Source organism: Pseudomonas sp. Pseusp18 (assembly GCF_059506005.1).
Genome location: NZ_CP169240.1, coordinates 4,120,181 through 4,146,464, shown reverse-complemented (window position 1 = coordinate 4,146,464; position 26,284 = coordinate 4,120,181). Strand labels below are relative to the sequence as shown.

Below are 26,284 nucleotides of genomic sequence, written 5' to 3'. Positions count from 1 at the left end.
CTCATGGACGTTCATGAGGCGCTCCAGCTCAGGGCGAACAGGGTTTGCCCTGGCAGGTCGAAGCTGACGCGACCGTCCTGACAGTTGAATTTGCCTTCGCGACTGCGGCTGTCGGCACCGAAATACACCAGCGCTCCCTTGGTCAGCGGGCAGGTCGCCCCGGCTAGATCGACACGCTGCAAGCGCGCGCCCTTATTGACGCCCAACAGGCTGCGTTGGTGTTCGGTGGCCATCGCCAGCACGTCGACTTCGAAGGCGTCGTTGTCCAGGCGCATGACGTTTTTCAGCCAGTGCTGCCGGATGAATTGTTGAGCCAATCCCACCGGTTTGAGCTCGAAACGATCGCCGGCCAGCACCCGCACCATGCCTTTGGGGTAGTTCGGTTCGTCGGCGGCCTGGAACCAGTTGAGCATGTCCAGCAAGCCGTCCTGCGCCGAGTTGATGACCACCGAGGCCCACCACAGCGAAGCGAAATGGGTTTCCTGATCGTAGGGGCTCAGGCTTGAGCCGCTGGACAGGTTGGTCTGGTCCAGCAGCAAGGCCTTGCGTGGCCGGCCCTTGGCATCGAGGCCCACCAGTTCGGCAGCGCGGCGCACGCTGTCGCGGTAGACCCGGGTCGCCAGCAGGTCGCGAACCATCCATTCATGCCAGGCGAGGGCGTCGATCTGCTCGCCGGACTCGGCCAGCAGGCGCCGCGCCCAGTCGATACCGCGCTTGTCGGCGGCATCGTCGGTGAACGGGCCGTTGACGAAGCGCGAACTGGCGGGCATGGCAATACGTATGCCGGCCTTGGCGTTGGCCGGGTCATTGCGCACTTGCTTGGCCATGCTGTTGAAGATCGCCTGGTAGTTGGCGTAGCTCGAGTAGTTGAGGTTCGGCTCGTCGGCGAACGCGATGTAGTGAGTGCCGCCGCCACCGAGGGCGCGGGTGGCGGTGAGCCAGGCGTCGAGGCCGGCGTTGCTCGTGGTGTCGGCGCGCAGATCGGCCTGACGCTGGCTGCCGGCCAACAGCGTGATGTCCTGTGTGATGCCGAAGCGGTTCTGATAGAGCTGGCGGAACGCATCTTCGTGGTGCGGATTTTGCGCCGTGACGTCGACGAAACTGTAATAGGAGCCCGCCTGAGGCTTGAGGGCGTCGAGCGCCGCGAAACTGGATTGCGGCGGCAGCACGTAGGGCAAATAAATGCCCAGGTTCGGGGTCGGGCCGAGCGTCTCTTTATGCAGGGTCAGCCGGGCCTGGCCAGCGTCCTCGCGCAGCGGCTTGAGTTGCTGCGGGTTCTGGGCGAACAGGTTTGCCGTGCCATCGAGCCAGAACGCGACCTTGCCGCTGCCTTGCAGGCGCAGGCGCCAGACTTGTTCGTCCTGGGTGACGGGCAGTTCGAGCTGATCGAATTGCCAATAGGCGCGATAGGGCTTGAGCATCAGCGACACTTGTTTGTTATCACCCACACGTTGGGCCAGCAGAGTGCTGACGCCACCGTGAAATTTGCCGGCCAGCACCGCGTGTTCCCCCGGTGCGACTTTGAAATACAGCTCATCGCCGCCACGGGTTTCGGCGCTGAAATGCACCTTGGCCGGGGCGAACAATGCCACGGTGCGTTCGTCGTGTTCGACGGTGTAGCGGCGGAAGCTGTAGCCCGGAATTTCCAGTCGATAGCTGGCGGCACCCGGCGCCAGCGGCCAGCTCTGCTTGCCGCGTGTTTCATTGGCGGCGATCAGGCGATCGCCCTTCAGGTTGCCGTTGCCGTCGAGCAGGTACAGGTGTTCTTCGTTGGCATCGGCCTGCCACGCCGGGACCCACTGGATGGTCAACGTGTCGGGGCGATCCGCTTGCAGGTACAGGCTGCCGTCGCGAATGTCGGTCCAGCGCATGGGCGCCGCCTGAGCGCTCAAACCAAGGCCCAGGCTCAACAGCAGCACCAGGGGTTTCATGCTGATTTCCGTTGCAGTATCTGAAGCATCGGTGCCACATCACTGGGCAGGATGATCAGGGTTTGCCAGAAGGGGACGCCGCTCAACCGGCAGTACATCACCAGCAGCGCGACGGTCACCGCCAGGTAGGCGATGGACGATGCCGCCGCGGCACCGACGATGCCATACAGCGGGATCAGCAACAGGTTCAGGGCCAGGTTCAGCAGCGCGCCGAGGCCCACCAGCAGCGAAACCGTGCCGGGGCGATTCTTGCCCAGCAAGTCCAGGCGCAGGATGCTCGCGTAGCAAAGACCGAGCAGCCCCGGCAGCAGCGCCAGCAAGGCTGGGTAGGCCGGTTGATAGGCAATGCCGAACAGGGTGACGATCAGCCATTGCCCGATCACGGCCATGGTCAGGCAGGCACCGAGCATCACCGTGGCGGTCAGGCGCAAGGCCAACGGCGTCAGGCGCTCCATGCCTTCGTCCTGTTGCAGCAGGCGTTTCATCAGGGGTGTGGTCACCGCTTCCGGGACGATCAGCAGCAACTCGGCGGCAGCGCTGGCCATGGCGTAATGACCCAATGCCGTACTGCCGAGCAAGGCACCGATGAACAGGTAATCGGAGCGCAGAATGACTTGCTGGAACAACAAATCGGGATGGCTACGAGCGCTGTAGCGCAACAGTTCTTTCTGGCTGGCGCGGTCCCATTGCAACGTCAAGGGTTGCGCACGGTTGAGCCAGACCCAGCCGGCCAGCACCACCAGGCTGATGCCGGCCAGCCAACTGATCAGCGCCGCTTCCAGTGCGGCGTCTTTCCACATCCAGAACAAGGCGATAAACAGCAGCAGTGGCGCCAGCGATTCCACCAGCCGCAAGGCATTGAACGCCACCACACCGCCCGACGCGTTGTGCAAGGTCAGCAGGCCGCTCTTGAGCACGGTCAACGGCACCGCCAGCAGCAACAGCCAGGCGAGCAATCCCAGTTGTGTGGTGATATCGAGTTCGCTGCCGAACTCGCGGGTCAGCGCCACCACCAGCAACGTCAGCAAACCCGCCAGCAGGCAACCGAATACCAGCACCTGACTCAGCAGCAAACCCATGGGCCGTTGCTTGGCCGCCTGATAACCCACCGCCGAATTCAGCCCGCCGCTGGTGGCGGCGCTGATCAAATCGGGCAGGGTACTGAGCAGCGCAAACAGGCCGCGCTCGCTGGGCCCCAGAATCCGCGCCAGCAACACGTTACGCAGCAGGCGCAGGCCGATCATCGCCAGTTTGGTGCCCATGCTCAGGGCCAGGTGTTTGAGGTAGTGGCTGCGACTCATGGCCGGGCTCCGCGGTAGATGCGCCACGACAGCAACTCCGGGTTGCGTGCCGTGCGCTGGCTGATGCCGATCCGTGGTAAGGCCAATGGATCGTCGACGCCACGGTAAATCCCGCTGGCGGTGCCCAGGGCAAACGCAAAGTCGTGGTCGGCCACATGCTCGCGCACCCGCGCATCGTGGTCGCCATTGGGGTAGCAATAGACCGGCAGCGGCCGGTTGCAGCCGTTCAACAGTGCATTGCGGCTGCGGCTCAATTCTTCATCCAGGTGTTGATCGTCAAGCTCGGTGAGGATCGTGTGGCTGGCGCCGTGAGGGCCAAAGCGGATCAACCCGCTGGCTTCCAGCGCGCGCACTTGATGCCAGTCCAGGGCCTGGGGCAACGACTCTTCAGGGCATTGATTGGTGAGCCGGTTCAGTTCGCCCGGCGGCAGGTTTTTCAGGCTTTGCAGAAAATGCAAAAGCGCCAGGCTACGGCGCTGCACATCCAGATCATCGAGCAGCACCGGTAACGGTCGCCCGATCTGTCGCAGGCATTCAATCAAGTGCGTCCGGGCTTTTTCACCGTGGCTGTGCCACAGGGTTTCCCCCAGGCTTTCCCACCAGAAGCGTTGCCGGCTGCCGATGAAATCGGTGGAGAGAAAAATACTCGCCGGCATCTGATACCTTTTCAACAACGGAAAGGCATTCAGCGCGTTGTCGCGCCAGCCATCGTCGAAGGTCAGTGCGACTTTGGGGCGCTCCGACATGGCGGTGCCGGGTTGCAGAATTTCCATCAGCGGCACGCAGTCGAAGTGTTTTTTCAACCAGAGCAGCAGATGGGCAAAGGCCTTCGGCCCCACGCACAGTTCATTTCGATGAGGCAGGTCGGCGGCGCGGTCATTGGGCAGCACCCGGTGCAGCATCAGGATCACCCCGGCACCGTGCAGTTGGTGGCGGCCTACCGGCGAGTTGAGATAGAGCCAGCCACTGGTGCGTTTTAATAATTGTCTGATCGCCATGACGCGGTCCTGTCAACGATTTTGCTCGGGGTTCCACTGCGCGTACCGCTGTCCACGCAGGAACTGCCACAGACCGATACTCATCCCGGCAAGGGTCACCAGGAAGAAGCCGGCGAGGCGAAAGGGTTTGGGCAAACGGTGTTGCACATCCAGCAGGCCGGCGATGGCCACCGCATAACCGAGCAGTTGCGCGATCAGGCTCAGGCGATAGAAGCCATGGACGTTCCACAACCAGAAGTTGCTCAGCAACAACGGCAGCAACAGGATCGGTGCCAGGCGTCGAATCAGTTTGTGGCTGATCAGCGCAATCGCATACAAGCCATGGCGCCAGGGATTCAACAGCTCCCGACGCTGGGCCAGGCTCTGCAAACCGCCGACGGTGACGCGCAGACGACGGCGCCATTGTTTGTCGATCTCATCGACGCCCTGGTCGATCACCCGGGCTGTGGGCACATAGACAATGCGTTTGTGCGCCACCGGCGCGCAGGTACTGATAAAGAAATCATCGTTGACCTCCGACGGCACGTTCTGGAACAACTCGCGACGCAGGGCGAGCAGGGCGCCGTCGGCGGAGACCATGCAGCCGGTACGATTTTCCACCATGCGCAGCCAGCCTTCGTAGTGCCGATAAAGGCTGTCGCCCAGGCTCAGGCCCTGGCCCGCCACCGGGATCAACATGTGCCCGGCGCAGGCCCCGACCTGTGGATCGGCCAGGGGCGCGAGCAATTGGCCGAGGGTGTCTGTCGACCATTGGTTGTCGGCATCGGTGAACACCAGAATCTCGCCCGTGCTTAGGGCAACGGCGGCATTCAAGGTGGCTGCCTTGCCCTGACGGGGCAGGTCGAGCACGCTGATGCGCGGGTCGATGACCTTGCGGGCGCAGGCCACGGTGTCGTCGGTGGAGCCGTCGCTGGCCAGAATGATCTGTAGCGAGCGCGCCTGATAATCCTGGGCGAGCAGGATGCGCAACTTCTCTTCGATGTACTGGGCCTCGTTGTGCGCGGCGATGACGATGCTCACGTTCATCGGCTGTGCCGGCCCATGACGGCGCGCGGGAAATAGCGGCGCGAGCAGCGTCAGCAGCAGCGGGTAGCCGAACCAGGCGTACACCGGCAATAACAGGCACCACCAGAAAATGAATTCAGCCACGGGCGGGTCTCCTGGCATTCCAGCGACAAAGGCTCAGGATGAGCGCGGCACCCGCCAGGTGCAGACGCACCCAATGCAGGCCCCAGAGTTGCAGCATCAGGCGCAGGTCGCGGTGTATCAGGCTCTGGCGCAGACTTTGGGCGAGCGCTGGCAGGCTGGTGACGAACAGCATGAATAGCGCCAGTAGGGGGGAACCGTTGAGCAGGGCGGATAGCGCCATGAAATCCAACACCCAGGCGATGATCGACAGCATCGGGAAACGCAGTAAACGCAGATTCATGCCGTGGCTGCGCAGTAATTGCAGGTGACTGCCCTGACGCCAGAACTCCTTGCCCAGCCATTCGCGCCAACTGCTCTCGTAACCCCAATGCAGGGCAACGCTCTGGTTGACGGACAGCAGGCGTGCGCCAGAGTGGGAAAGGCGCATGGTGAAATCTTTGTCTTCGCCGGTGCGCAGGTTTTCGTTGAAGCCGCCGACCTTGTCGAACCATGGACGACGCATCAACAGGTTGGAACTGGGCAGCCATCGCACTGCTTTCACCGTTTCATCGTTCGGGCGCAACGTGCGGCGTTGCCAGGCGTTGGCATACCACGGGGCTTCGGCCGGGGTGTGCAGGTCCAGTCCCAGGACGTCGACCTGAACCGCGTGTTGGATGCTCAACAACAGCGTGAGCCAGTCCTCGGGCATCTCGATGTCGGCATCGATGAAGCCCAGCCATTCGCCTGTCGCCATCGCCGCCCCGCGATTGCGCAGGGCGCCGATCAGCAGCCCGGGCAGCACCAGCACCTGCGCCCCGAGCTGGCGAGCGATGTGCGGGCCCTGATCGTTGGAGCCGTTATCGACCACAATCAGCTCGCATTCCATCCCGGCAGCCTGCGCGGCTTTTTTCGCGGCAAGCAAGGTGCGGCCGATGTGTCTGGCCTCGTTGTACATCGGGATGGCAATGCTGATGCGGTTCATGCCCTGGCCTCCGTCGGCGGACGTTCCTCAGCCTTGAGGCGCAACACCCAGGTCAGGGCGAGCATGATCCACAGGTACTTGTGATTCGGTGCGCTGAGGAACATCAAAAACAGTGTCAACGACAGATAACTGATCCCCAGGTGGGTGATCAGGTCAGCCTGTTCCCAATCCCGTCGCAGCATCCAGGCTTGACGGGCGCGGACCAGGTTATACATCCCAAGGCCGAGCATGCCGACGAACAACAGCCCGGCGGGAATCCCCAGTTCACTGAAGATTTCCATGTAGGTGTTGTGAGCACGGCGGTACAAGTCGCCGGGTTTGCGGTTGGCGGAAAACACCTTGGCGTACCCGGAGGTGGCGTAGTGCAGCGGGAAGGTGCCGGGGCCGGAGCCGAGTAACGGGTGTTCACGAATGATCTGGCTGCCGACCACAAGGTATGACGTGCGGCGGCCGAGGGATTCGTCCTGGCTTTTGGCGCCTTCTTTCAAGACGCTCAAGGACTGGATGCGCTTGAGGTAACCGGCCGGCATCGAATAAATCCCCACCGGGATCACGAGCGCAATGCTGAGCATGGCAAAACCCAAGTGGCGCGGCCGGATGCGTGGCAACTGCGCGCGGTAGTGCCAGGCGCCGATCATCAAGCTCAGGAACAGGACCACCAGCCCGGAGCGGGAATCGGTTTTGGTCATGCCGCCCAACAGTAAAATGCAGCAGCCGCCCCAGAACAATCGGTGCAACAGGTTCGGGCCGCGGATCACCAGCAGCAGGGCCAGCGGCACGGCGAAGGCGATCAGCAGGGCAAACGAGTTCGCGTCTTCCAACAGCCCGGCAGCACGGCCCTGGTCCTGATACTTGGTGGAGAACATGGCCAGCACAGAGGTTGCGGCGACGCTGAGAGTCACCAGCCGGGCGAACAGATCGAGGTTCAAGTCACGGCCAATCAGCAAGGTGATCACAAACAGCACCAGGCCGACGCTCAAATCCCGTAGATGACTTTGGGACATGTCCATGCTGTCGGTATTGATCATACTCAACCCGTACAACACCATGAATCCGATCAGGTAGCGCCAGATGTTGCTGCGCAGGCGCTCGGACGGAATCTGGTGAATGGCCAGTTGCAACATCAGGACCAGGGCCAGTGACGCACCGATGAATTTGGTGCCCGACAGCGCGTTGCCCTTGAAGAAACCTTCGAACGGCACCAGCGCCGCGATGCCCAATAACCCCCAGGCGGGTTTTCGGTAGAGCACACCGACAGCGACCATGCCCAGTACCGCGCCGGGCGCCAGATAGGGGTAAGGGCTGGCCAGCAAACCGAGGCAGACCAGGGCGAGCAGACTGACGATCGAGAGCGGAAAGATCACGCGCGTGCCTCCCGTGCAGTACGGATATAAAGCTGCGACCAGCGTTCGGCCAAGGCCTTCAGGTCGTAACGGTCCTGTTGCGTACGTCTTGCGTTGTCGATCAGTTCGCCAGCCAGTGCCGGCTCACTCAGCAGCGTGTCGAGCTGCCGGGCGAGGGCGACGCTGTCGGTGGGGGGCGCCAGCAGACCGTTGTGCCGATCCTCCAGCACATCGGGAATTCCGCCGACGCTGAATGCCACCACTGGCACTCCGGCCTGCATTGCTTCGAGCAAAATCATCGGCGTGCCCTCGGTGCGCGAGCTGATCACCAGCGCATCGAGTTGCGGCCACCAGCGGTTCATGTCGGTCTGGTAACCCGGCAGGGTGATGCGGTTGTGCAAGCCGGCGGCGGCAATTCGCGCCAGCAGGGTTTCCCGTTCCGGGCCATCGCCGAGCATCACCGCGTCCAGTTGCGGATGTCGCTGACACAGCGTAATCAGCGCATCGAGAAACAGGTCCGGGCCTTTTTCATGGGTCAGCCGACCGACGTAGCCCGCCAGCCAGCGCGGGTGTCTGGCGTTGTGGGGCAGCAAGCCGTTGGCGGTTGGCAGACCATTGGGAATCACTTGCAGCTTCTCCTTCCGAACACTGGCCTTGCGGTGCAGCGCCGCGATGCTTTCGGCCACGCACACCACCCGATTCACCGACGCGGTGCGGCACAGTTGCAGGCTCAGCCAGCCGTAGAAGCGTTGCTTGCGACTGCGCGGGGTGAACCCGTGCTGGGTAATCACCAACGGCAAGTCAAACAATGTCGCGCCGACCCAGCCAAACACCAGGCCTTTGAAATTGTGCGTATTGATCAGCGGATGTTCAGCCCGCCGATAACGTAAATGACCCAGCAATTGCCCAATTCCCGCGAAAGCGCGGCAGTCGATCCCGGCCTCGCGGAACCGGTCGATCAGCGCCGGCGGCGCATCCAGAAACAGCACCTGGTGGTGCCCCGGCGTCGCCAGGCAATGGTCCAGCAACATCCGCTCAGCGCCATAAAAGCCGCCGCTGCTGATCAAATGCATGATCGGCAGCGCGCTGGCGTTGAGCGGCCCGTTCAATGGCGCACCCAATACATGAGGCTAGGCACGGTCCAGTTCTTGTGCGGGTTGTTCGGCAGGACGTCCTGATCGTTGATCACCAACAGCACCGGCAAGCCCAGTTCATGGGTGATTTGCGCTGGATGTTTGAAGCTGTGATCGAAGAACTCACGCACGTAGACGAAGGCAATCGCCAGCAGCAGACCGGTCAGCATCCCGAACGGAATGATCAGCAGCGGTTTGGGAAACGCCACCTCGCTCGGTTCGAACGGCGGGCTGAGCACCCGGGCGTTAGACAAATCGCTGTCCAGCGCGCGAGCGGTGCTGCTTTCGGCAAAGCGCTGGGCGTAGGTGGAGAACGCCGCGTGCAAGGCATTGATCTCGGTATCCATCTGCTGCAGCTTGCTCTGAGCCACTTGCAACTGGTGGATGCGATTTTTGAACTCGGCGATACGCGCGGTTTTCTGGTTGATCACCGAGGTGACAATGGCCAGGTCGCTGGTGCGTTCCTGAATCCGGTTGCTGACGATTTTCAGGAACTGCTGGCGGGTGCGGGTAATTTGCTCGCGGGCCAGCAACATCGGTTCACTGCCCGGCTGGAACACCGCCAGGTCGTTCATGTAGCGGCTGACTTGAGTCGTCAGTTGCTCACCGATCTGCCGGATCTCCCGGTCTTCGAAGGCAATGTTGTCCACCGTGGTGGTGAAGGTGAAGGGGAAGGTGTAGTCGTTGAGCCGAGTGGTATTGTTGGCCGCCGCCAGCGCGGTTTTCAGGTAGTCGAGCCAGCGCTGGCTTTGCAGCAAGCGATCCTGATACTGGTTCAGGTTCTCTTCCTCGGTGTTGATGGCGTTGAGGCGGAAGGTGATTTCTTCCTTCGGATCGGACGCACCGATCTTTTCGAGCAACGCCAGTCGAGTGCCTTCCAGGCCATCGAGCCGCACCTGATACTGCTTCTTCTTGGTTTCGTAGAAGCTCTGTGGCAGGTCGATCGATTGCAGTTCCTGACGGCTGGCCAGGTAGTTTTGCAACATCGTTGCGACAAACCGGGTGCCTTGGGCCGGATCGCTTGAGCTGTAGATAATGGAGATCACGTTGGAGCCGGGCAGGGTGTCGATCTTCAGGTTATCGATGGCCTCCTGGGTGAAAGTATCCAGGGTGGTGTCCCGCACCGGATCGATTGCAAGCCCGAGCGCGCCGCGCACCGGGTTGATCACGTATTCACGCAAGGGGTTGGTCACGAAACTCTGGATCGGTACGGTCACCAGTTTGTTGAAGGCCCCGGGGTTGGGCGTGTACTCGCCTTTGGCCTGCAGGTCGCTGATGGTCTGACGGATCAGGGCCGGCGAGCGCAGGATATTGCTCTCTGTTTCCATATCCGCCAGTGACGGCGGAATGAAAGAGGCATCACCTTGGGTCAGGGATGTGGTGGCGTCTCCCTGAGAGAGTTTTTTGGACTGCACGAGCACCTGCGCGGTGATATCGAAGCTCTGTTTGAGCACCAGTGGCAGGAGCAGGGCGATCACTGCAAAGATCAGGAAGATTCGCTTCACCAACCGCTTGTTGGCGAAGAAAATCCTGAAGAACTCATGCAGGTAGTTTTCCTTTGGGTTCATGATCGGTCACCTGAGCGTTAGTTGTTACTGCCTTTGTTGTCGACGCGGTAGCCGAAGCTGAAGCCGACCCCCTGGAACAACACCACGTCCGCCAGTTGCCGCGCGAGTTCACCGGCGCTGGCCAGTTTGGTCTTGGGCACGTAGAGCATGTCGTCCGGTTGCAGGTAAGCAATCTGCGACGCGTCACCGGACAAGGCTTTCTCCACGTCGTAGCGCACGGCCTGCACTTGGTTGCCGTTGCGGCGCATGATCACCACCGAATCGAGGCGCGCCTTGACGCTGGTGCCACGGGCCAGGGTCAACGCTTCGAGCACCGAGACCGGGCGGCGAATCGGGTAGGAGCCCGGCTGCCCGACTTCACCCAGCACATAGATTTCGTTGCCCGATGTGGATTTGAGCATGACGTCGACTGTCATCCGCCCCGGCAATTGCGCGTAACGTTGATTGAGGAACGTTTCGAGCTGGTTGACGGTCATGCCTTGCAGCGGCACGGAGCCGATTTCCGGAAAACTCGCATAGCCGTCGTTGCCCACGGTGATCTCCCGGCTCATGCCGGTAGCGGGGTGGTTCAGGGCGCTCTTGAGGTTTTGCTCGTTGCTCAGCGGGCTGGTGACCAGCACGGTCAACTGGTTGCGATTGGGCTGGAACAGGGCTTTGCGGTTATAGGCGCGCTGGATTTCCTCCCGGGCCTGGACCGAGGTCATCCCACCGATTTTCACCGAGGTGTTGGCCCCCGGAAGTTCGATGGTGCCATCGGGCAGCACCAGTTGCGTGCCGTTGAGCTGGCTGGCCGCGGTGAAGTTCAGCGCGACCTGGTCACCGGGCTGAATGCGGTAAGCCTCCGAGCCACTGGTGCTGACGTGGAAGATCACATCCAGCACGTCCTTGGGCCGCAAGGTCTGTTCGACCTTGGGCATATCGGTGGCCTGGGCGTTGGCCGGCTCGGCCGTGAGGATCTGCACCGGCATGTTCTGGGTTTCACTGGTGCTGGAGCAACCTGCAAGCGGTAGCAACAGCAGGACAAGCACTTTGGCATTCATGACTTCATCCTTCAGGTGGGTGCTTACAGGTTTTTGTAGAGCCATTTGGGCATGTAGTACTTGCGCCGGTTGAAGACGCTGCCCACCAGTTTCGCGCCGGCCTGGGTCAGGCGTTGGGCCGCGGCCTGGGCCACTTCCCAGCGGGTGTCTTCCGCGCGCACCACCATGATCACGCCGTCCACCAAAGTGCTGATGACCAGGGTGTCGACGGCCTCATACACCGCATCGCCGTCGATCACCACGAAGCGATACCGATCGACCAACTGTTCGAGCAACGGGATCAGCTGTTCGCTGGTCAGGTGCTCGGTACCGCGGATGTGCCGCCCGTTCGGCAGGACGTGGAAGGGCAGGCTGGAGACGGTCACCAGGCAGTCCTGCAGCGGCGGCGGAGAGTCGTTGAACAGCAGGTCGCGAAAGCCGCGTTCTTTGCTCAGCCCCAGCTGTTGCGTGAGGTTGCCCGTCGACTGGCTGGCGTCCACCAGCAGCACTTGGCCGTTGCTCATTGACGCCAGTTGGCTGGCCAGCGCCAGGGCACTGGTGGTGGTGCCCGTGCCTGCGTTGGCAGCGGTCAGAAAAAGGATCCGCAGATCCAGGTCGAGCACGGTCGAGGTCAGGTTGGACTCGCTCGGGCTGGCGATGGTCAGGCTGTTATTCGATGAACCGTCCATTTAACTCGCTCCGTGGCCGTTGAATACGATGAAGGGGGTTTTCAACAGAATCTTCAGATCAAGCAACAGGCTCTGCTCGGCGATGTAGGTGAGGTCCAACTCAACGCGCTGGTCGAAGTCGATATTGCTGCGCCCGGAGATCTGCCACAGGCCGGTCATGCCGGGGTAGATGCTCAAGCGTGCAAGGTGACTGTCCTTGTAACGATGGGCGTTGAACGAGGTCGGGCGCGGACCTACTAAACGCATGTCGCCGCTCACCACATTGATCAGGTTGGGTAATTCATCGAGGCTGCTGCGCCGCAGGAAGCTGCCGATGGGGGTAATCCGCGGGTCGTTGTCGATCTTGAAGTCGATGGCGTCGGCACCGTGCTTGTTCAGATGCCGCAGGGACTCCTTGAGCTCCTCGGCGTTGACCACCATGGTGCGGAACTTGTACATGCCGAACATGCGGCCGCGGTAGCCGGTGCGTTTCTGCACGAACATCACCGGCCCCGGGCTGCTGAACTTGATCGCCAGTGCCAGGCCCAGCAGTACCGGGGAGATCAACAGCAAAATCACCAGTGCACCGAGGCAGGCGAGCACCCGATTGGTGCGCGACAGGGTCCAGGACCGACCACCGCTGCGGCCGGTCACCCAGCCGTGACCCTGCACGTGGATCGCCTTGTCGAGGCGCATCCGGTGCTCGGGATCCAGGCGGTTATCACTCTGCATGTGATCGAGCAACATGCCTTTTTCATGTCCAGTCATAGAGTCCTCCGCTAAAGCCCGGCCATGTATGGCGAGTGGGCGCTACGCAGTGGGTAGTAGTCACGGAACCAGGCGATGAATCGTCCGAGTCCTTCATCCAGCTCTATCCGTGGCTGGAAACCGGTGGCCAGTGCCAGATCGCTGGCATCGGCGCAGGTGTTGAGCACGTCGCCCGGTTGCAGGGGCAGCAACTCGACGAGGGCCTTTTGCCCGAGGTGCTTTTCCAGCAGCGCCAGGTAGTCCTTGAGCGCTACCGGCTGCTGTCCGCCAATGTTGTAAATGCGCCATGGCGCCATGCTGCTGGCCGGATCCGGTTGCTCGCGGTTCCAGTCCGGTGCCGGCTGGGGGGCGCGTTCGATCAGGCGGGCGATGCTCTCGATGATGTCGTCGATGTAGGTGAAGTCCCGCTGGTGCTGGCCGTAGTTGAACAGTTTCAGCGGCTGCCCTTCGGCGATCGCCCGGGCGAACTGGATCGGCGACATGTCGGGCCGGCCCCAGGGCCCGTACACGGTGAAAAAACGCAAACCGGTGCAGGGAATGCCGAACAGATGGCTGTAGCTGTGGGCCATCGACTCGTTGGCTTTTTTGGTCGCGGCGTACAGCGACAACGGATGGTCGACGTTGTCCTTGACCGTATAAGGCGTGTGCTGGTTGGCGCCGTACACCGAACTGGACGAGGCATAGATCAAGTGCCTGACCGGGTGGTGACGGCAGCTTTCGAGAATGTTGAGGAACCCGCTCAGATTGCTGTCGAGGTAGGCCCGAGGATTTTCCAGGGAGTAACGCACCCCGGCCTGGGCCGCGAGGTGAATCACCACTTGCGGTTGTTCACACTCAAACAGTGCGTCGAGGGCCTCGGCGTCGGCCAGGTCGACTTTTGCGAGGGGGAAATCGCCGACCTGCTCGCGCACCCAATCCACGCGATCATGTTTGAGTTGCGGGTCGTAGTAGTCATTGAAGTTGTCCAGCCCGCACACCTGATGCCCGTCGCTCAACAGCCGCAACACACAATGGGCACCAATGAAGCCGGCGGCTCCAGTGACGAGTATCTTCATGATCGTGGCGCCTCGGGAGCAGCCAATGCCGCAGCTTGGATCAGGCCGACGTAGCCCGTACCAAATACGCTTACGTCCATATTGGCGCGCCTCGTAAGACGGTGGATGTAACTGAAATGAGACTGTCAAAAGGGGTATAGCCCAGCCTTGGGAAAGCGTGTCAGCAAAATGACGGGTAGCGCGGGCTGAAAACCCTGATTTCACGGGCTATTTGCTATCAAGTGCTTGCCGTTGCTGGATTTGTCGCAGTTTTTAGGGGTTTCAAGAAAACGATAAACGGTCGAAAGGCTTGTATTACAAGGGTTACAGCCGTTTTGAAGCGTCAGATTTGAGTTAATGTTTTTTTGACGCTTTTGGCAAAAAACCGGCATTTCTTGCGCTTTCATGGCTCGGTGCTAGTGTCAGAAAATGGCTGATAATCATTGGTTTCCATTGGCCAATGGCAGCCATGGAGGTACTGCATCCACCATGATCCGATACTTCAAGGAACTGTTGCTGGTTCTGTATTTACTCAAAAGCTACGACTATTACCTCGATCGTCTCGAGGCATTGGGCATCGGTTTGCCGATGTTGCTGTATGGCGGGATGTTCGTGGTGCTGACGATCGCGCTGTTCATGACCGCCTATATTCGTCAGACACTGGTCCGTCATTTGTTTGCGTTGGCGCTGTTTGGCTCGGCGATTTTCTTTGACGTGTATACGCACGTGACCGCCAGTTACCTGACTTACAGCAGCTTTGTGTCGCTGGTGTATTCCGGCGGGTTCATTCAGGAAGCGGCTTACCAGTACCGCGATGCGATCATCGGTGCGATGGTCAGTGGCTTGTTGCTGCTGTTGGGTATCGGGCTCAAGCCGCGTCGACGGCTACCATTGCCGGGGGCGCTGTTGGTGGCGGCACCGGTGCTCGGCGTGCTGCTGCTCAGTGTCGTGTTGTTCGTGCGGGCCGGCGAGGGCGCCCGTGGCTTGCCGATCATGTACACGCCGTTGGCCTATCTGAATCTGTTTACCTATGAAGCACTGCACAACACCGTCGGCCCGCGCGAGCCGGTGAGTCTGGCGCGCATCGATCAGCCGGTGGACCACGACATCGTACTGATCATCGACGAGAGCATTTCCGGTAATTACCTGGACATCAACACGCCATTCGGTGTGCACAGCAACCTCAAGGAAGCGCACCCGGGCGTGGACATCTTCAATTACGGCTATGCCGCGTCCATCGCCAATTGCAGCGCCGACACCAACGTCACGTTGCGCTATGGCGGCACCCGTGGCGATTACATGCGGATCAACACCACACTGCCGTCGATCTGGCAGTACGCGAAAAAAGCCGGGCTGCGCACGGTTTACATCGATGCCCAGCGTACGGGCGGCAACTTGCAGAACCTGATGAACAATGTCGAGAAACAGGACATCGACGAGTTCGTGCAATTCGACCAGACCAGCGTGCGTGAGCGCGACATGGCTGCGGCGGCCAAGCTGATCGATCTGCTCAACGACGGCATACCGGAGCTGGTGGTGATCAACAAGGTCGGCGCGCATTTCCCGGTACACGACAAATACCCGGATGCGTTTATGGCCTACCGCCCGACATTGCCTCGGGGGCAGTTTGTCGAGGTGGCGGACACCGGTAAGCGCGATGGCTTCAACGGTCAGCCGGATGATTGGGTGTTGTACCGCAATGCCTATAAAAATACCGTGCTGTGGAATGTCGGCGAGTTCTTCGCACGGGTTTTCGCCCAGGCGGACTTGCGCAATGCGTTGCTGATCTACACCTCGGACCATGGGCAGGATCTGCATGAGCGAGGGAACCCGGGGCTCAACACTCACTGCGGCAGTGATCCGGTGGAGGAAGAGGGGTTGGTGCCGTTGGTGGTGATTTCGGGCAGCGACTTGAAGACCCTGGACTGGCAGGCGCAAATGCCGGCCAACAAGGATCGCTCCAGTCACTACAACATCTTCCCGACGTTGTTGCAGTTGATGGGCTATGACCTGGCGGGGATCGAGGCGGTGTATGGCAAACCGTTGAGTGTGTCGACGGCGGATGATTTCACCTTCAACTATCGCTTCAATGCGCGGCTCGGCGCTGTGCCTGCGTGGAAGTACATCGATCTGAAGAGCATTGTGACGCCGGGGCCGGTGGTGCCGAGTGTGGCGGTGGGGCAGTGAGATTTTGATGAAATGGCCTGGCCTTATCGCGAGCAGGCTCGCGATAAACGATAACGCGGTCCTGCTGCCGTCCGCTATCCTAGGCCCACTGCCTTCAACGAGCCTCCTCTCATGCTTTCGGTCCAGGGCGTCTTCAAAAGCTACGCCACCCCCCAAGGCCCTTTGCCGGTATTACAAGGCGTCGACCTCTCATTGAAACCCGGCAGCAGCCTGGCGTTGATGGGCGAGTCGGGCAGTGGCAAAAGCACCTTGCTGCACCTGATCGCCGGCCTGGACAAGGTCGATCGCGGCAGCATTCGCAGCGGCGAGCATCGGCTGGAACAGATGAACGAAGGCCAATTGGCCCACTGGCGGCGCACCGAAATCGGCCTGGTGTTTCAGCAGTTCAACCTGATCGGCAGCTTGCGGGTCGAGGACAATCTGGCGTTTCAGGCGCGTCTGGCCGGGCGCCACGATCCGCGTTGGCAGGCGCATCTGGTGCAGCGTCTTGGGTTGGTGGATCTGTTGCAGCGCTATCCGGAACAACTGTCTGGCGGGCAACAACAGCGAGTTGCGCTTGGCAGGGCGTTGGCCTCGCAACCGAAACTGCTGCTGGCCGACGAACCCACCGGCAGTCTCGATGAAGCCACCAGCGATGAGGTGTTGAAGTTGTTGCTGGAGCTGCTCGACGACAGCCCGACGACGTTGCTGATGGTCACTCACAGCCCAAGGGTCGCCGCGCGGCTGGCGGAAAAAGTGGTGCTGCACAATGGCCGTCTGGCTGGCGCGGACGAGCGCTGAAGTGCGGGTTTTTCGCGAGACATTGCGGGCGCTGCTCAGCCATTGGCGGCAACACCCGGTGCAATTTTTCAGTGTGCTGACCGGGCTCTGGCTCGCCACCAGCCTGCTTACCGGCGTGCAAGCGCTGAACAGTCAGGCACGGGAAAGCTACGCACGGGCCAGTCAGCTGATCGGTGGCGAACCTCAAGCCAGCCTCAGTGCGCCCGGCGGCGGGGTGTTCCCGCAGCAATTGTTTATCGACCTGCGTCGCGCAGGTTGGCCGGTATCGCCCGTGTTGCGAGGCCGGGTGACGCTCAAGGGCCATGAAGACCAGCGCTTGCAGTTGATGGGCATTGAACCGGTGTCGCTGCCGGCCGGTTCCGCAGTGGCCGGGCAGACATTACCGATCGAGCAGGTTGTCGAGTTCTTTACGGCGCCGGGCAGCACCTGGATTTCGCCGCAGACCTTGCAGGCGTTGGGCTTGGGCGAAGGTGAAACACCGACGGCCGAGAGCGGCATCGCCTTGCCGCCACTGCGTGCCCAACCCGACATGGCCCCCGGTGTGTTGCTGGTGGACATCGGCTTCGCCCAGCAGATTCTGCAATTGCCAAATCAACTGTCACGTCTGTTGCTGCCCAAGGATTTCACCGCGACCCTGCCTGATCAGTTCAAGGGCCAACTCCAGCTCATCAGCAGCGGCGAAGAAAACAATCTTGCGCGCCTGACCGAGAGCTTCCACCTGAACCTCGATGCCCTGGGCTTTCTGTCGTTCGTGGTCGGCCTGTTCATCGTGCACGCGGCGATCGGCCTGGCGCTGGAGCAACGTCGAGGCTTGCTCAGAACCCTGCGCGCCTGCGGCATCAGCGCGCGGATGCTGATTGCCGGCCTCGCCGTCGAGCTGGGAGGTCTGGCGTTGATCGGTGGTGTCGCCGGCGTGGTCAGCGGCTACCTGCTGGCCGGCGTGCTGTTGCCGGACGTTGCCGCCAGTTTGCGCGGCTTGTACGGCGCGGAAGTGCCGGGACAGTTGAGTCTCAGCCCGCTGTGGTGGTTCAGCGGTATTGGTCTGAGCCTGTTCGGCGCGTTGCTGGCCGGCGCCAACAGTTTGCTGCGAGCGGCACGTTTGCCGTTGCTGGCGCTGGCCGATCCGCAAGCCTGGCATCAGGCCCACGCGCGCTGGTTGCGGCGTCAGGGTTGGGTCGCGGCGATGGCTGCGCTGATCGCGGTGTTGGCGTTGATGTTCGGCGACAGCCTGAGCAGTGGCTTCGTGCTAATGGCCGCGTTGTTGATCGGCGCCGCGCTGGCCTTGCCGGTGGTGTTGAACAGCGTGCTCAACCGGGTGCTTCGGCACAGTCATTCAGTGCTCGGCCAATGGTTTGTCGCCGACTGCCGTCAGCAGTTGCCGGCCCTGAGCCTGGCCTTGATGGCGCTGTTATTGGCGCTGGCGGCGAACATCGGCGCCGGCAGCATGACCGCCGGTTTCCGCCAGACCTTCAACAACTGGCTCGAACAACGCCTGACCGCCGAGTTGTATGTCAATCCGCAAAATCCGGCCCAGGCCCGAGAGCTTTACACATGGCTCAAACAACAACCCCAAGTCAGCGCGGTGCTACCCAACTGGCAAGTGTCGATTCAGTTACAGGGCTGGCCGGCGGATGTCTTCGGCGTGATCGATCACCCGACCTATCGTCAGCACTGGCCGTTGCTGGAGGCCTTGGGCGACGACCCTTGGGAACGACTGGCCAAGGACGACGCGCTGATGCTCAGCGAACAACTGGCCCGGCGGTTGAAGGTGCGCCTGGGTGATCACATGACCATTGCCACGCCCAACGGTCCATGGTCGCCACGGATCGTCGGGATCTACGCCGACTACGGCAATCCCAAGGGCCATCTGCTGGTCAACATCAATCACCTGCTGCGCGGCTGGCCGCAGCTGACACCCAGCCGTTTCAACCTGCGCATCGAGCCCGCGTCGATTCCCGCGTTCCTGGCCGCGCTGCAAGCGCGCTTCGCCCTGGACGACAGCCGCATCGTCGATCAGGCCCGGCTCAAGGGTTGGTCCACACAAGTGTTCGAGCGCACCTTCGCCGCCACCGCCGCACTCAACAGTCTGACGCTTTGCGTCGCGGGCGTGGCGCTGTTCATCAGCCTGCTGACTCAGAGCCAGAGCCGCCTCGGACAACTCGCGCCGCTGTGGGCGCTGGGCGTGACGCGGCGACAGTTGATGCTGCTCAACCTCGGGCAGACCTGGTTGCTCGCGGTGCTGACGTTGGTGCTGGCATTGCCGTTGGGCATCGCATTGGCGTGGTGCCTGGACACGGTGATCAACGTTCAGGCCTTCGGCTGGCGCTTGCCGCTACGGGTGTTTCCACTGCAACTGTTGCAGTTGATGGGCCTGGCCTTGCTCGCCACGTTGCTTGCGTCGGCGTGGCCGTTGTATTCGCTATATCGCACGCAACCGGCGGATCTGCTGAGGACGTTTGCTCATGAAGATTAAAGTCGGCGTGTTGTTACTGGCGTTGCTGAGTGGCTGCGACAACACGCCTGCGCCGGAAAAAGGCTTCGCCGGTCTCGGCCATCAGGCTGCCGCATTTACCCCGGTGGTGCCTGAGCGAGTGTTCAGTTTCCCGGCGGACCATGGCCCCCATGATGGCTTTCGCATTGAATGGTGGTACGTCACCGCCAACCTCAAGGACGATCAGGGGCGCGAGTTCGGCGCGCAATGGACGCTGTTTCGCAGCGCCTTGAAAGCGACGCCCGAGCAACCTGGCTGGGCCAATCAGACTATCTGGCTGGGCCACGCGGCCGTGACATCCGCCGCCGCACACCATGCCGCCGAACGCTATGCCCGAGGCGGTGTCGGCCAGGCCGGAGTGATCCTTAAGCCGTTCAATGCATGGATCGATGACTGGCGTTTCAGCAGTCAGGCCACCGACGAAAACCCACTGGCAGACCTGCAACTCAGCGCCCGCGACAAGGCGTTCAGCTACCAGCTTCGACTGACGTCAACCCGGCCACTGGTACTTCAGGGAGACAAAGGCTTCAGCCAGAAATCCGAACAAGGCCAGGCGTCGTACTACTACAGCCAGCCTTTTTTCCAGGCCAGCGGCACCCTCGAAATCGACGGCAAAACCTACACGGTCAACGGCCCGGCCTGGCTCGACCGCGAGTGGAGCAGTCAACCGCTGACCGCCAACCAGACCGGTTGGGACTGGTTCTCCCTGCACCTGGACAGCGGTGAGCAAGTGATGCTCTACCGCATGCGGCAAAAGGACGGCGCGCCATACCTCACCGGCACCTGGATCGACGCTCAGGGGCAGACGCAGTTGCTGCACGCCGACGATATCAGCCTCACACCGCAAGACACCGCCAAGGTCGCCGGGCGTTCGATGCCTGTGCGCTGGTCGATCAACATCCCGGGCAAGCGCCTCGAAATTACTATCGACGCCCTCAACCCCAAAGCCTGGATGGACTTGCGCATTCCTTACTGGGAAGGGCCGGTGCGGCTGAGCGGCAGTCATGGGGGGCAGGGGTATCTGGAGATGACTGGTTATTGACCCGGAACTCTCGGCGCCACGCTGTTCGGCGAAATTGAAAGATCTGAAAGCAGGGTAGAGCGTTGTGCTGACCTGTAGCGATGTGCTGAAAGTGGCCTGCCAGCACCCAAGCTGATCATTACTTGTACGTATTGATTGTTCTTGTGCGGATAGCTGTATAAGAACAATCAATTTTAATGGTCGAACCGGTGCGTTTAGGAAGTTTGTAGACGTTGTGTAAGCGGGGCCTTACGAAATATTACGTGCATAAATTTCATGTTTGTACACGAGGACATATCTGCCAAATTCTATTAAAATCCTTCCCGTTCGCCCGGTGTCAGGGCTCTTTACCGGTGCATGGATTGCCAGGCCATTACACTGGGCGAACACCTTCTTTGGGAGGTGCTGTTTAAAAGTTTCGGATATAAAAATGGGCGACCTTGGGGTCGCCCATTTTTATTGGCTGATGGAGCCAATCCGGGTCAGGATACGGTGTACGCCATCAACAGCCAGATTCTGGCGTCAACTTGAAATGGTATTCACTCCCCGCGTGCCGGCCTGGAGCTGCTGTCGGTAATTGGCTGCTCGTTGAAGCACTCGGGTCAAGGACTGAAAGTTTGTCGGTTTGGTTAAAATATCATTGGCTCCGGCGGCCCTGAAACGTTCAATCTCGCTCGAAAAAGCGTTTGCGGTGAAAGCAACGATATAGCAAGTATCGCCCAGCGGTCGTTGGCGGATTTTACGCATGGCCGCTAATCCATCCATAACAGGCATATTGATATCCATGAAAATGATATCCGGAGTCGATGTCATACACTGATTGACCGCCTCCAGGCCATTTGACGCGAGGTCAGGCGTATAACCCAATGCCTGTAACATCGCCAGAGCAACTTTCTGGTTAATTGGATGATTCTCCACCAGCAGGATATCCAGTGGATAATCCTGGGCAAAAGAAGCGTCGAAACCAACCGCTGCCTGATTGCTCTCGATGGGTATCTCCGAAACTGAAAAAAGCTCCATGGGGAGTGAGAAAAAGAACGTCGATCCAACGCCAGGCTGACTGGTGAAGGACAACGTCCCCTGTTGTGCCTCGACCAGATTCTTGCAAATGGAAAGACCGAGCCCGCTCCCGGTAAAGCGTTGACTGGTCGGCCCTTTAAACTGGGTAAAAGGCTTGAACAGGCTGCTTTGCCGAGCCAAGGGGATACCTATGCCGGTATCGCGTATGGAGAAGTCGAGGCGCGCTCGAGGGCCGTAACCACGAGTCGTGACCACGAGTGATACTTGTCCGGCTTCGGTGAATTTGACCGCATTGCCCAACAAGTTGATCAATATCTGGCGAAGGCAATCGCTATCGGCTTTGACCCACGGCGGTACGTCCGGTGAGACCTGGGCCTCAAGGACTATTGGTTTGTCCTGAATGTTTTGCCGGATCATTTCAATACTGGATGAAACCAGTACTCTCACGTCGAATACACGAGGCTTCAATTCAAGTTTGCCCGCTTCGATTTTTGCCAAGTCAAGAATATTGTCGATAAGAGACAACAGGGTTCGTCCACTGGTATGAATCGTTTTTACCAGATTATTTTGCTCGGAAGTGAGGGCAGACCCAGCCAACAACTCGGTCGCGCCGATAACCCCGTACATGGGGGTGCGGATTTCATGACTCATGGTGGCCAAGAATCTGGTTTTTGAACGATCAGCGTCCTCGGCGGCATTTTTTGCCTGATTCAATACCTGTTCGTTTATTTGCAATTGCTGAAGATGCGCACGCATGCGTAAAAGACTGAAGGCGAGAAATACCAGAATGGCAAGGAGGATATGGTGCAGGGAGTCCTGATTGAGTTGGTGGTAGTAATCCGCCAACGTCATCTCCGCCCCCACTACATAAACCGTTCCGTCCTGGGACTTCATCGGGACGAAGACAGCGCGAAAGTCTCCCCAGTGATCCGAGTAATCGATCCAGGTGGGCTCGGTGCGCTCAAAACTGTCGAGCAAAGCCTGACTGGCATCGGGATAAGGATCGAAAAAACGTACGAAATTCTGCTCTTGAATTTCTTTTTTCGATGCGCTGGAACTGACTAGATAGGCTTCCCCAGCGCGTTTGACCACACTGTAGACAAACGCGGTGCCCATGGACTCGTTGAACCTGGAAAGCCGCTGAATGGCATCCCAGTCTTGCGCTTCCGTTTTCGACTGTTTGTCGATCAGATTGTCATGGTAGCGGTCGCCGAGGATGGCCGAAGCGCCCAACGCGGCATGCAGCAGCTTGTTATTAATGTTGTCAGTGAGGATGCCTTGAGTCTCGACGTAAAGGTAGTAGATATAACCACTGACACCTACGATGTAGACCAAAAGTAACGCCCATGTTTTCCGTCTGAGTTTGAACATTCATCACAGCCTCCATACTGTGAGCTCAAGCATAAATTGAAGACTGGCTGAAAACCAATATTTCTCAGTGTGGAAATTACTTGACCGAAGCGCCAGTTTTTTGGGTTTCTTGGGTGGTCAAGATTTTGCGGAAGAGTCCAATATAGTGGAAGTTTGAAGGCTTTTGCTCCTGTATCAATAAATTTGCAGGTGATGTTTTAGCAGCCTCTTGCGAAATGCTGTGTGGATCAATTTGAGGAATGATATTAAACGTCGGATATAAAAATGGGCGACCCTGGCGTCGCCCATTTTTATTGGCTGAATTAAAGCTGCGCCCGTAACCGTCGTCCGACTACGTCCAGCATGCAGCACCTCGACAGGCGCTGCGGTGTCGAGCAAGCAAGGGAGGGATCGTGTAGTCGATGCCGTATCGAGTCATGGTCGAACCACCTGAACGAAATTGGGCAAAGGGCAGATTTGTAGTGGTCTAATGAAACCGGACACCCATTTAGGCGAGAATGCTCGCCAGATCGAGGTGTCAGATGACCAAACAACGCCGTTCCTTTTCTGCTGAATTCAAACGCGAGGCTGCCGACCTCGTGCTCAAGCAAAACTACAGCTACATCGAAGCCAGCCGTTCACTTGGCGTCGGCGAGTCGGCCCTGCGCCGCTGGGTTGATCAGGTTCAGCAAGAGCGCCAAGGTGTTACGCCGCAGAGCAAAGCATTGACCCCGGAACAACAGAAAATTCAGGAGCTGGAAGCCCGGATTGCCCGGCTTGAACGGGAAAAATCGATATTAAAAAAGGCTACCGCGCTCTTGATGTCGGAAGATCACGAGCGTACGCGCTGATCAATCAGTTGAGCGTCCATGAGCCGGTTGATTGGCTGTGCAAGCTGTTTGAAGTCACTCGTTCGTGCTACTACGCCCAGCGCCTTAGGCGCCGCACGCCTGATGTTGAACGACTTCGGTTGCGCAGCCGGGTGAACGAGTTGTTCACGCAAAGTCGTAGCGCTGCGGGCAGCCGCAGTATCTTGTCGCTGATGCTTGAAGACGGTGAACAACTTGGTCGATTCAAAGTGCGCAGCTTGATGCGCGAGCTTGATTTAGTCAGTAAACAACCCGGCTCACATGCCTACAAACGAGCGACAGTAGAAAGACTCGATATCCCGAATACCTTGAACCGTGAGTTTGATGTGCCAGCCCCGAATCAAGTCTGGTGCGGCGACATCACCTACATTTGGGCCCAGGGGAAATGGCATTACTTGGCGGTCGTACTGGATCTCTGCACGCGCCGGGTGGTGGGCTGGGCGTTGTCGGAAAAGCCGGACGCTGAACTGGTGATCAAGGCCCTGGATATGGCCTACGAGCAGCGTGGCAGGCCTTCGGGTCTGCTGTTTCACTCGGATCAGGGGTCGCAATACGCAAGCCGGCTATTTCGTCAGCGATTGTGGCGTTATCGCATGCGCCAGAGCATGAGTCGCCGGGGAAATTGCTGGGACAACGCGCCAATGGAGCGCGTGTTCCGCAGCCTAAAAACGGAATGGATACCGACCACGGGCTACAGAACGACTCAAGAAGCCAAGCGCGATATCAGCCACTTCTTGATGCATCGGTACAACTGGATTCGGCCTCACCAATTCAATGGTGGGTTGGCACCAGCTCGGGCCGAGGAAAAACTTAACGTCGTGTCCGGGATTAGTTGACCACTACAGATTACCCGTCACGAAGATTTGAATAAGTCTGCGTCTTGCGTTCGATCATCTAGTTAAAGAAAGTCAGACTTCTTTTCTCCATGCGGAAAAGGTGATGGCTGTTCCTTCTTCCTCGTTATCCTTGATCTCGATCTTGTAGGTGGCACCACCCGCAACGCCTTCAATCAATGCCTTTTCATCGTTCGCACTTAACTCGGCACCCTTGGCATTCTGTTTGTAAAACTCGACGACGTCGGAGAACTCGGTATAGGTTTTCAGCATGACCTCGAAATCATGTCGTGGGCGGCCTGCCAATTCGTCGAAGTCACCGTAAATCGGTGCGCCTTTCATGCCGGGCGTGGTGTACACGCCATCGACGCCGGCGCCCGCCAGATGGGCATTCTTCGGAAGCAACGGGAGCATCGCCTTCGGGAAGTCGGAAGGTAATTGCGAGGCGTTCCAGGAGTCTTTTTTCGGATCAGTGGTGATGTATTCGACCGTGGCAATTTTTTGCGCTCGAGCGCGTGTTTCGGGATCTTCACTTTCGGCCCAATACGCGATCAATGGCGGCAACTGTTTGCTCCAGACAATGATTGGGTCAGCGTCGCTCTTCTTGGCGCCTTTCGCCTGGAAGATGGTCAGCACGGTTTCTGGACCGGGATTGCAGGACAACGACTCTGTGCGTGATTTGACGGTACAGTGCCCATTGACCAGCCCAACGGCGATCAACTGCCCCTTTTCGTCCAGCAACAGCGCGCCGCGTTCGTCGCCGTGGTTACCGTCATCCATGGCGGTAAGCATCTTGCGCCCGGCAGGCACACCTTCCTCAAACGTCGAGAACTCTGAATCGAGAGATTCCAGTACTTGCGTCACGATCAACGAGCCATCGTTGGTGTAGCTGCCTGTCGCGTAACCGATGAAGTCAATCAAGGCGGCCCGTATCGCCGGATCTTCGTTGAGCTGTGGTGCGTGCTCCGGGGCAGGGTCGTTGGTGAGCAGCAGCACAGTGGCACCGTCTTCGCGCTTTTCTGATCGAAGTGACAGCGCAACGGCGTCAAGAGAAAGGGTCAATGCCAGAAGCATGGCGAATGGTCGTGCAATGGTAACCAAGGGTTCATTCCTTTGTTGGGTGGTGATCCGGTTTCTTTGGGAGTGACTTGTCGATGGCAATGCATCGGAAGCAAAAGGGGGACAGATTATTTTCATGGTCACGTAGAAACAAATCTGTCTCCACCATGGTTTTTAATATCGACGAACTCCGAGCGAGCCTGTCTTCTTGGTTAACGCTAAGGTAAATGCCTCCTCCGACGTGAACTTCAGTGTTTCCAGCCAGCTCATAAACCACTCGACGTCCAGTGCCACGAATATCTTTCGCCACTCAGCTTTTTTGCCTTCGCAAGCGGGTACTGCTGTCCCACTCAGTCCATGACCCTTGCCTTCGAAAAACAAAAAGTAGTCATCGTCGTAGCAGTAGCCGATCAATTTTGGCCAGTCAGCGCTGTGGGGTTGCTCCGGTACAAGATCCTTTTCGGCAATCACATAATAATTTCGGACTTTGTGGGGCTGTAGGGGAGGACGGTAGCTAGAAAGCCAGATCAGGCATTGAGTTGCTTTATCGGAGTCGTCCATCCAAGTCGATACTTTCTTGTCCAGTTCCGTAAATGTTCCTGCGGTGCCCATGCGATAAAACATTAACCAACCGTCTCGTCCTTCGTTGACTATTAAGTAGGTGTACCCATGAGCTTCGACGGTCAGCGACCAACAGCCGAAATATACTCGCTGATCCGAGAACTCGGTGACGGTGAATCCAGCATGTTGAACAGCATTTTGCAGATCGGGATAAGGCAATTGGCATACTCCTAGCAAAGT

The 26,284-nt window shown here is 59.3% G+C and carries 20 protein-coding genes; 5 read left to right on the top strand and 15 right to left on the bottom strand.

Features of this window, described 5'->3' with window-relative positions; translation table 11 throughout:
- Positions 1–11 precede the first annotated feature (11 nt).
- From ACEN9A_RS18520 to ACEN9A_RS18465, 12 genes are read right to left on the bottom strand one after another with little or no spacing between them, the layout of a single operon-like run.
- On the bottom strand, positions 12–1,931 hold the full coding sequence (locus ACEN9A_RS18520; protein WP_258669304.1) for a hypothetical protein: 1,920 nt from the start codon (positions 1,929–1,931) through the stop codon (positions 12–14).
- Complete coding sequence (locus ACEN9A_RS18515) at positions 1,928–3,232, bottom strand: oligosaccharide flippase family protein (protein WP_064618743.1); 1,305 nt, start codon at positions 3,230–3,232, stop codon at positions 1,928–1,930. Before ACEN9A_RS18515 ends, ACEN9A_RS18520 begins: the two co-directional genes overlap by 4 nt.
- Complete coding sequence (locus tag ACEN9A_RS18510) at positions 3,229–4,230, bottom strand: polysaccharide deacetylase family protein (protein WP_258669302.1); 1,002 nt, start codon at positions 4,228–4,230, stop codon at positions 3,229–3,231. Before ACEN9A_RS18510 ends, ACEN9A_RS18515 begins: the two co-directional genes overlap by 4 nt.
- 12 nt (positions 4,231–4,242) lie before the next feature.
- A complete protein-coding gene (locus ACEN9A_RS18505; protein WP_028941302.1) occupies positions 4,243–5,379 on the bottom strand; it encodes a glycosyltransferase in 1,137 nt (378 codons plus the stop codon).
- Entirely contained in the window at positions 5,372–6,340 is a 969-nt protein-coding gene (locus ACEN9A_RS18500) for a glycosyltransferase family 2 protein (RefSeq protein WP_258669299.1), read from the bottom strand. The genes ACEN9A_RS18505 and ACEN9A_RS18500 overlap by 8 nt, the downstream gene beginning before the upstream one ends.
- Positions 6,337–7,704 carry an O-antigen ligase family protein gene (locus ACEN9A_RS18495; RefSeq protein WP_258669296.1) on the bottom strand — a complete coding sequence of 456 codons (1,368 nt, stop codon included), beginning with the start codon at positions 7,702–7,704 and terminating at the stop codon, positions 6,337–6,339. Before ACEN9A_RS18495 ends, ACEN9A_RS18500 begins: the two co-directional genes overlap by 4 nt.
- Positions 7,701–8,756 carry a glycosyltransferase family 4 protein gene (locus ACEN9A_RS18490; protein ID WP_258674200.1) on the bottom strand — a complete coding sequence of 352 codons (1,056 nt, stop codon included), beginning with the start codon at positions 8,754–8,756 and terminating at the stop codon, positions 7,701–7,703. The genes ACEN9A_RS18495 and ACEN9A_RS18490 overlap by 4 nt, the downstream gene beginning before the upstream one ends.
- Before the next feature lie 32 nt (positions 8,757–8,788).
- Positions 8,789–10,384: a GumC family protein gene (locus tag ACEN9A_RS18485; protein ID WP_019648518.1), complete on the bottom strand. Its 1,596-nt coding sequence runs from the start codon at positions 10,382–10,384 to the stop codon at positions 8,789–8,791.
- A 17-nt stretch (positions 10,385–10,401) separates the two neighbouring features.
- Entirely contained in the window at positions 10,402–11,424 is a 1,023-nt protein-coding gene (locus ACEN9A_RS18480; protein ID WP_019648519.1) for a polysaccharide biosynthesis/export family protein, read from the bottom strand.
- Positions 11,425–11,447: 23 nt separating this feature from the next.
- Positions 11,448–12,092: a CpsD/CapB family tyrosine-protein kinase gene (locus tag ACEN9A_RS18475; protein WP_019648520.1), complete on the bottom strand. Its 645-nt coding sequence runs from the start codon at positions 12,090–12,092 to the stop codon at positions 11,448–11,450.
- The gene (locus ACEN9A_RS18470) at positions 12,093–12,839 is read right to left on the bottom strand and encodes a sugar transferase (protein WP_258669292.1); all 747 of its coding nucleotides are present in this window, start codon (positions 12,837–12,839) and stop codon (positions 12,093–12,095) included.
- A gap of 11 nt (positions 12,840–12,850) precedes the next feature.
- Positions 12,851–13,894 carry an NAD-dependent epimerase gene (locus ACEN9A_RS18465; protein WP_258669289.1) on the bottom strand — a complete coding sequence of 348 codons (1,044 nt, stop codon included), beginning with the start codon at positions 13,892–13,894 and terminating at the stop codon, positions 12,851–12,853.
- Between the two features lie 468 nt (positions 13,895–14,362).
- On the opposite strand from ACEN9A_RS18465, the gene ACEN9A_RS18460 reads away from it, so the two are divergent.
- From ACEN9A_RS18460 to ACEN9A_RS18445, 4 genes are all read left to right on the top strand, one after another.
- On the top strand, positions 14,363–16,060 hold the full coding sequence (locus tag ACEN9A_RS18460) for a sulfatase-like hydrolase/transferase (protein ID WP_258674199.1): 1,698 nt from the start codon (positions 14,363–14,365) through the stop codon (positions 16,058–16,060).
- A 111-nt stretch (positions 16,061–16,171) separates the two neighbouring features.
- Positions 16,172–16,840: an ABC transporter ATP-binding protein gene (locus ACEN9A_RS18455; RefSeq protein WP_258669287.1), complete on the top strand. Its 669-nt coding sequence runs from the start codon at positions 16,172–16,174 to the stop codon at positions 16,838–16,840.
- 1 nt (position 16,841) lies between these two features.
- Positions 16,842–19,313 carry an ABC transporter permease gene (locus tag ACEN9A_RS18450; protein ID WP_258674198.1) on the top strand — a complete coding sequence of 824 codons (2,472 nt, stop codon included), beginning with the start codon at positions 16,842–16,844 and terminating at the stop codon, positions 19,311–19,313.
- Positions 19,303–20,373: a lipocalin-like domain-containing protein gene (locus ACEN9A_RS18445; protein WP_258669285.1), complete on the top strand. Its 1,071-nt coding sequence runs from the start codon at positions 19,303–19,305 to the stop codon at positions 20,371–20,373. Before ACEN9A_RS18450 ends, ACEN9A_RS18445 begins: the two co-directional genes overlap by 11 nt.
- Before the next feature lie 501 nt (positions 20,374–20,874).
- On the opposite strand, the gene ACEN9A_RS18440 is transcribed toward ACEN9A_RS18445, so the two are convergent.
- Entirely contained in the window at positions 20,875–22,743 is a 1,869-nt protein-coding gene (locus tag ACEN9A_RS18440; RefSeq protein ID WP_258669282.1) for an ATP-binding protein, read from the bottom strand.
- 521 nt (positions 22,744–23,264) lie between these two features.
- On the opposite strand from ACEN9A_RS18440, the gene ACEN9A_RS18435 reads away from it, so the two are divergent.
- Positions 23,265–24,427 (top strand): IS3 family transposase gene (locus ACEN9A_RS18435; RefSeq protein ID WP_230175655.1). Its coding sequence is split into 2 segments (ribosomal slippage): positions 23,265–23,520 and positions 23,520–24,427, totalling 1,164 coding nucleotides; the frame shifts between segments, so codons are not numbered across the junction.
- 72 nt (positions 24,428–24,499) lie between these two features.
- Here the strand turns inward: ACEN9A_RS18435 and ACEN9A_RS18430 are convergent.
- Entirely contained in the window at positions 24,500–25,498 is a 999-nt protein-coding gene (locus ACEN9A_RS18430; protein ID WP_408981128.1) for a hypothetical protein, read from the bottom strand.
- 159 nt (positions 25,499–25,657) lie between these two features.
- Entirely contained in the window at positions 25,658–26,263 is a 606-nt protein-coding gene (locus ACEN9A_RS18425) for a hypothetical protein (RefSeq protein ID WP_258669274.1), read from the bottom strand.
- Positions 26,264–26,284 lie beyond the last annotated feature (21 nt).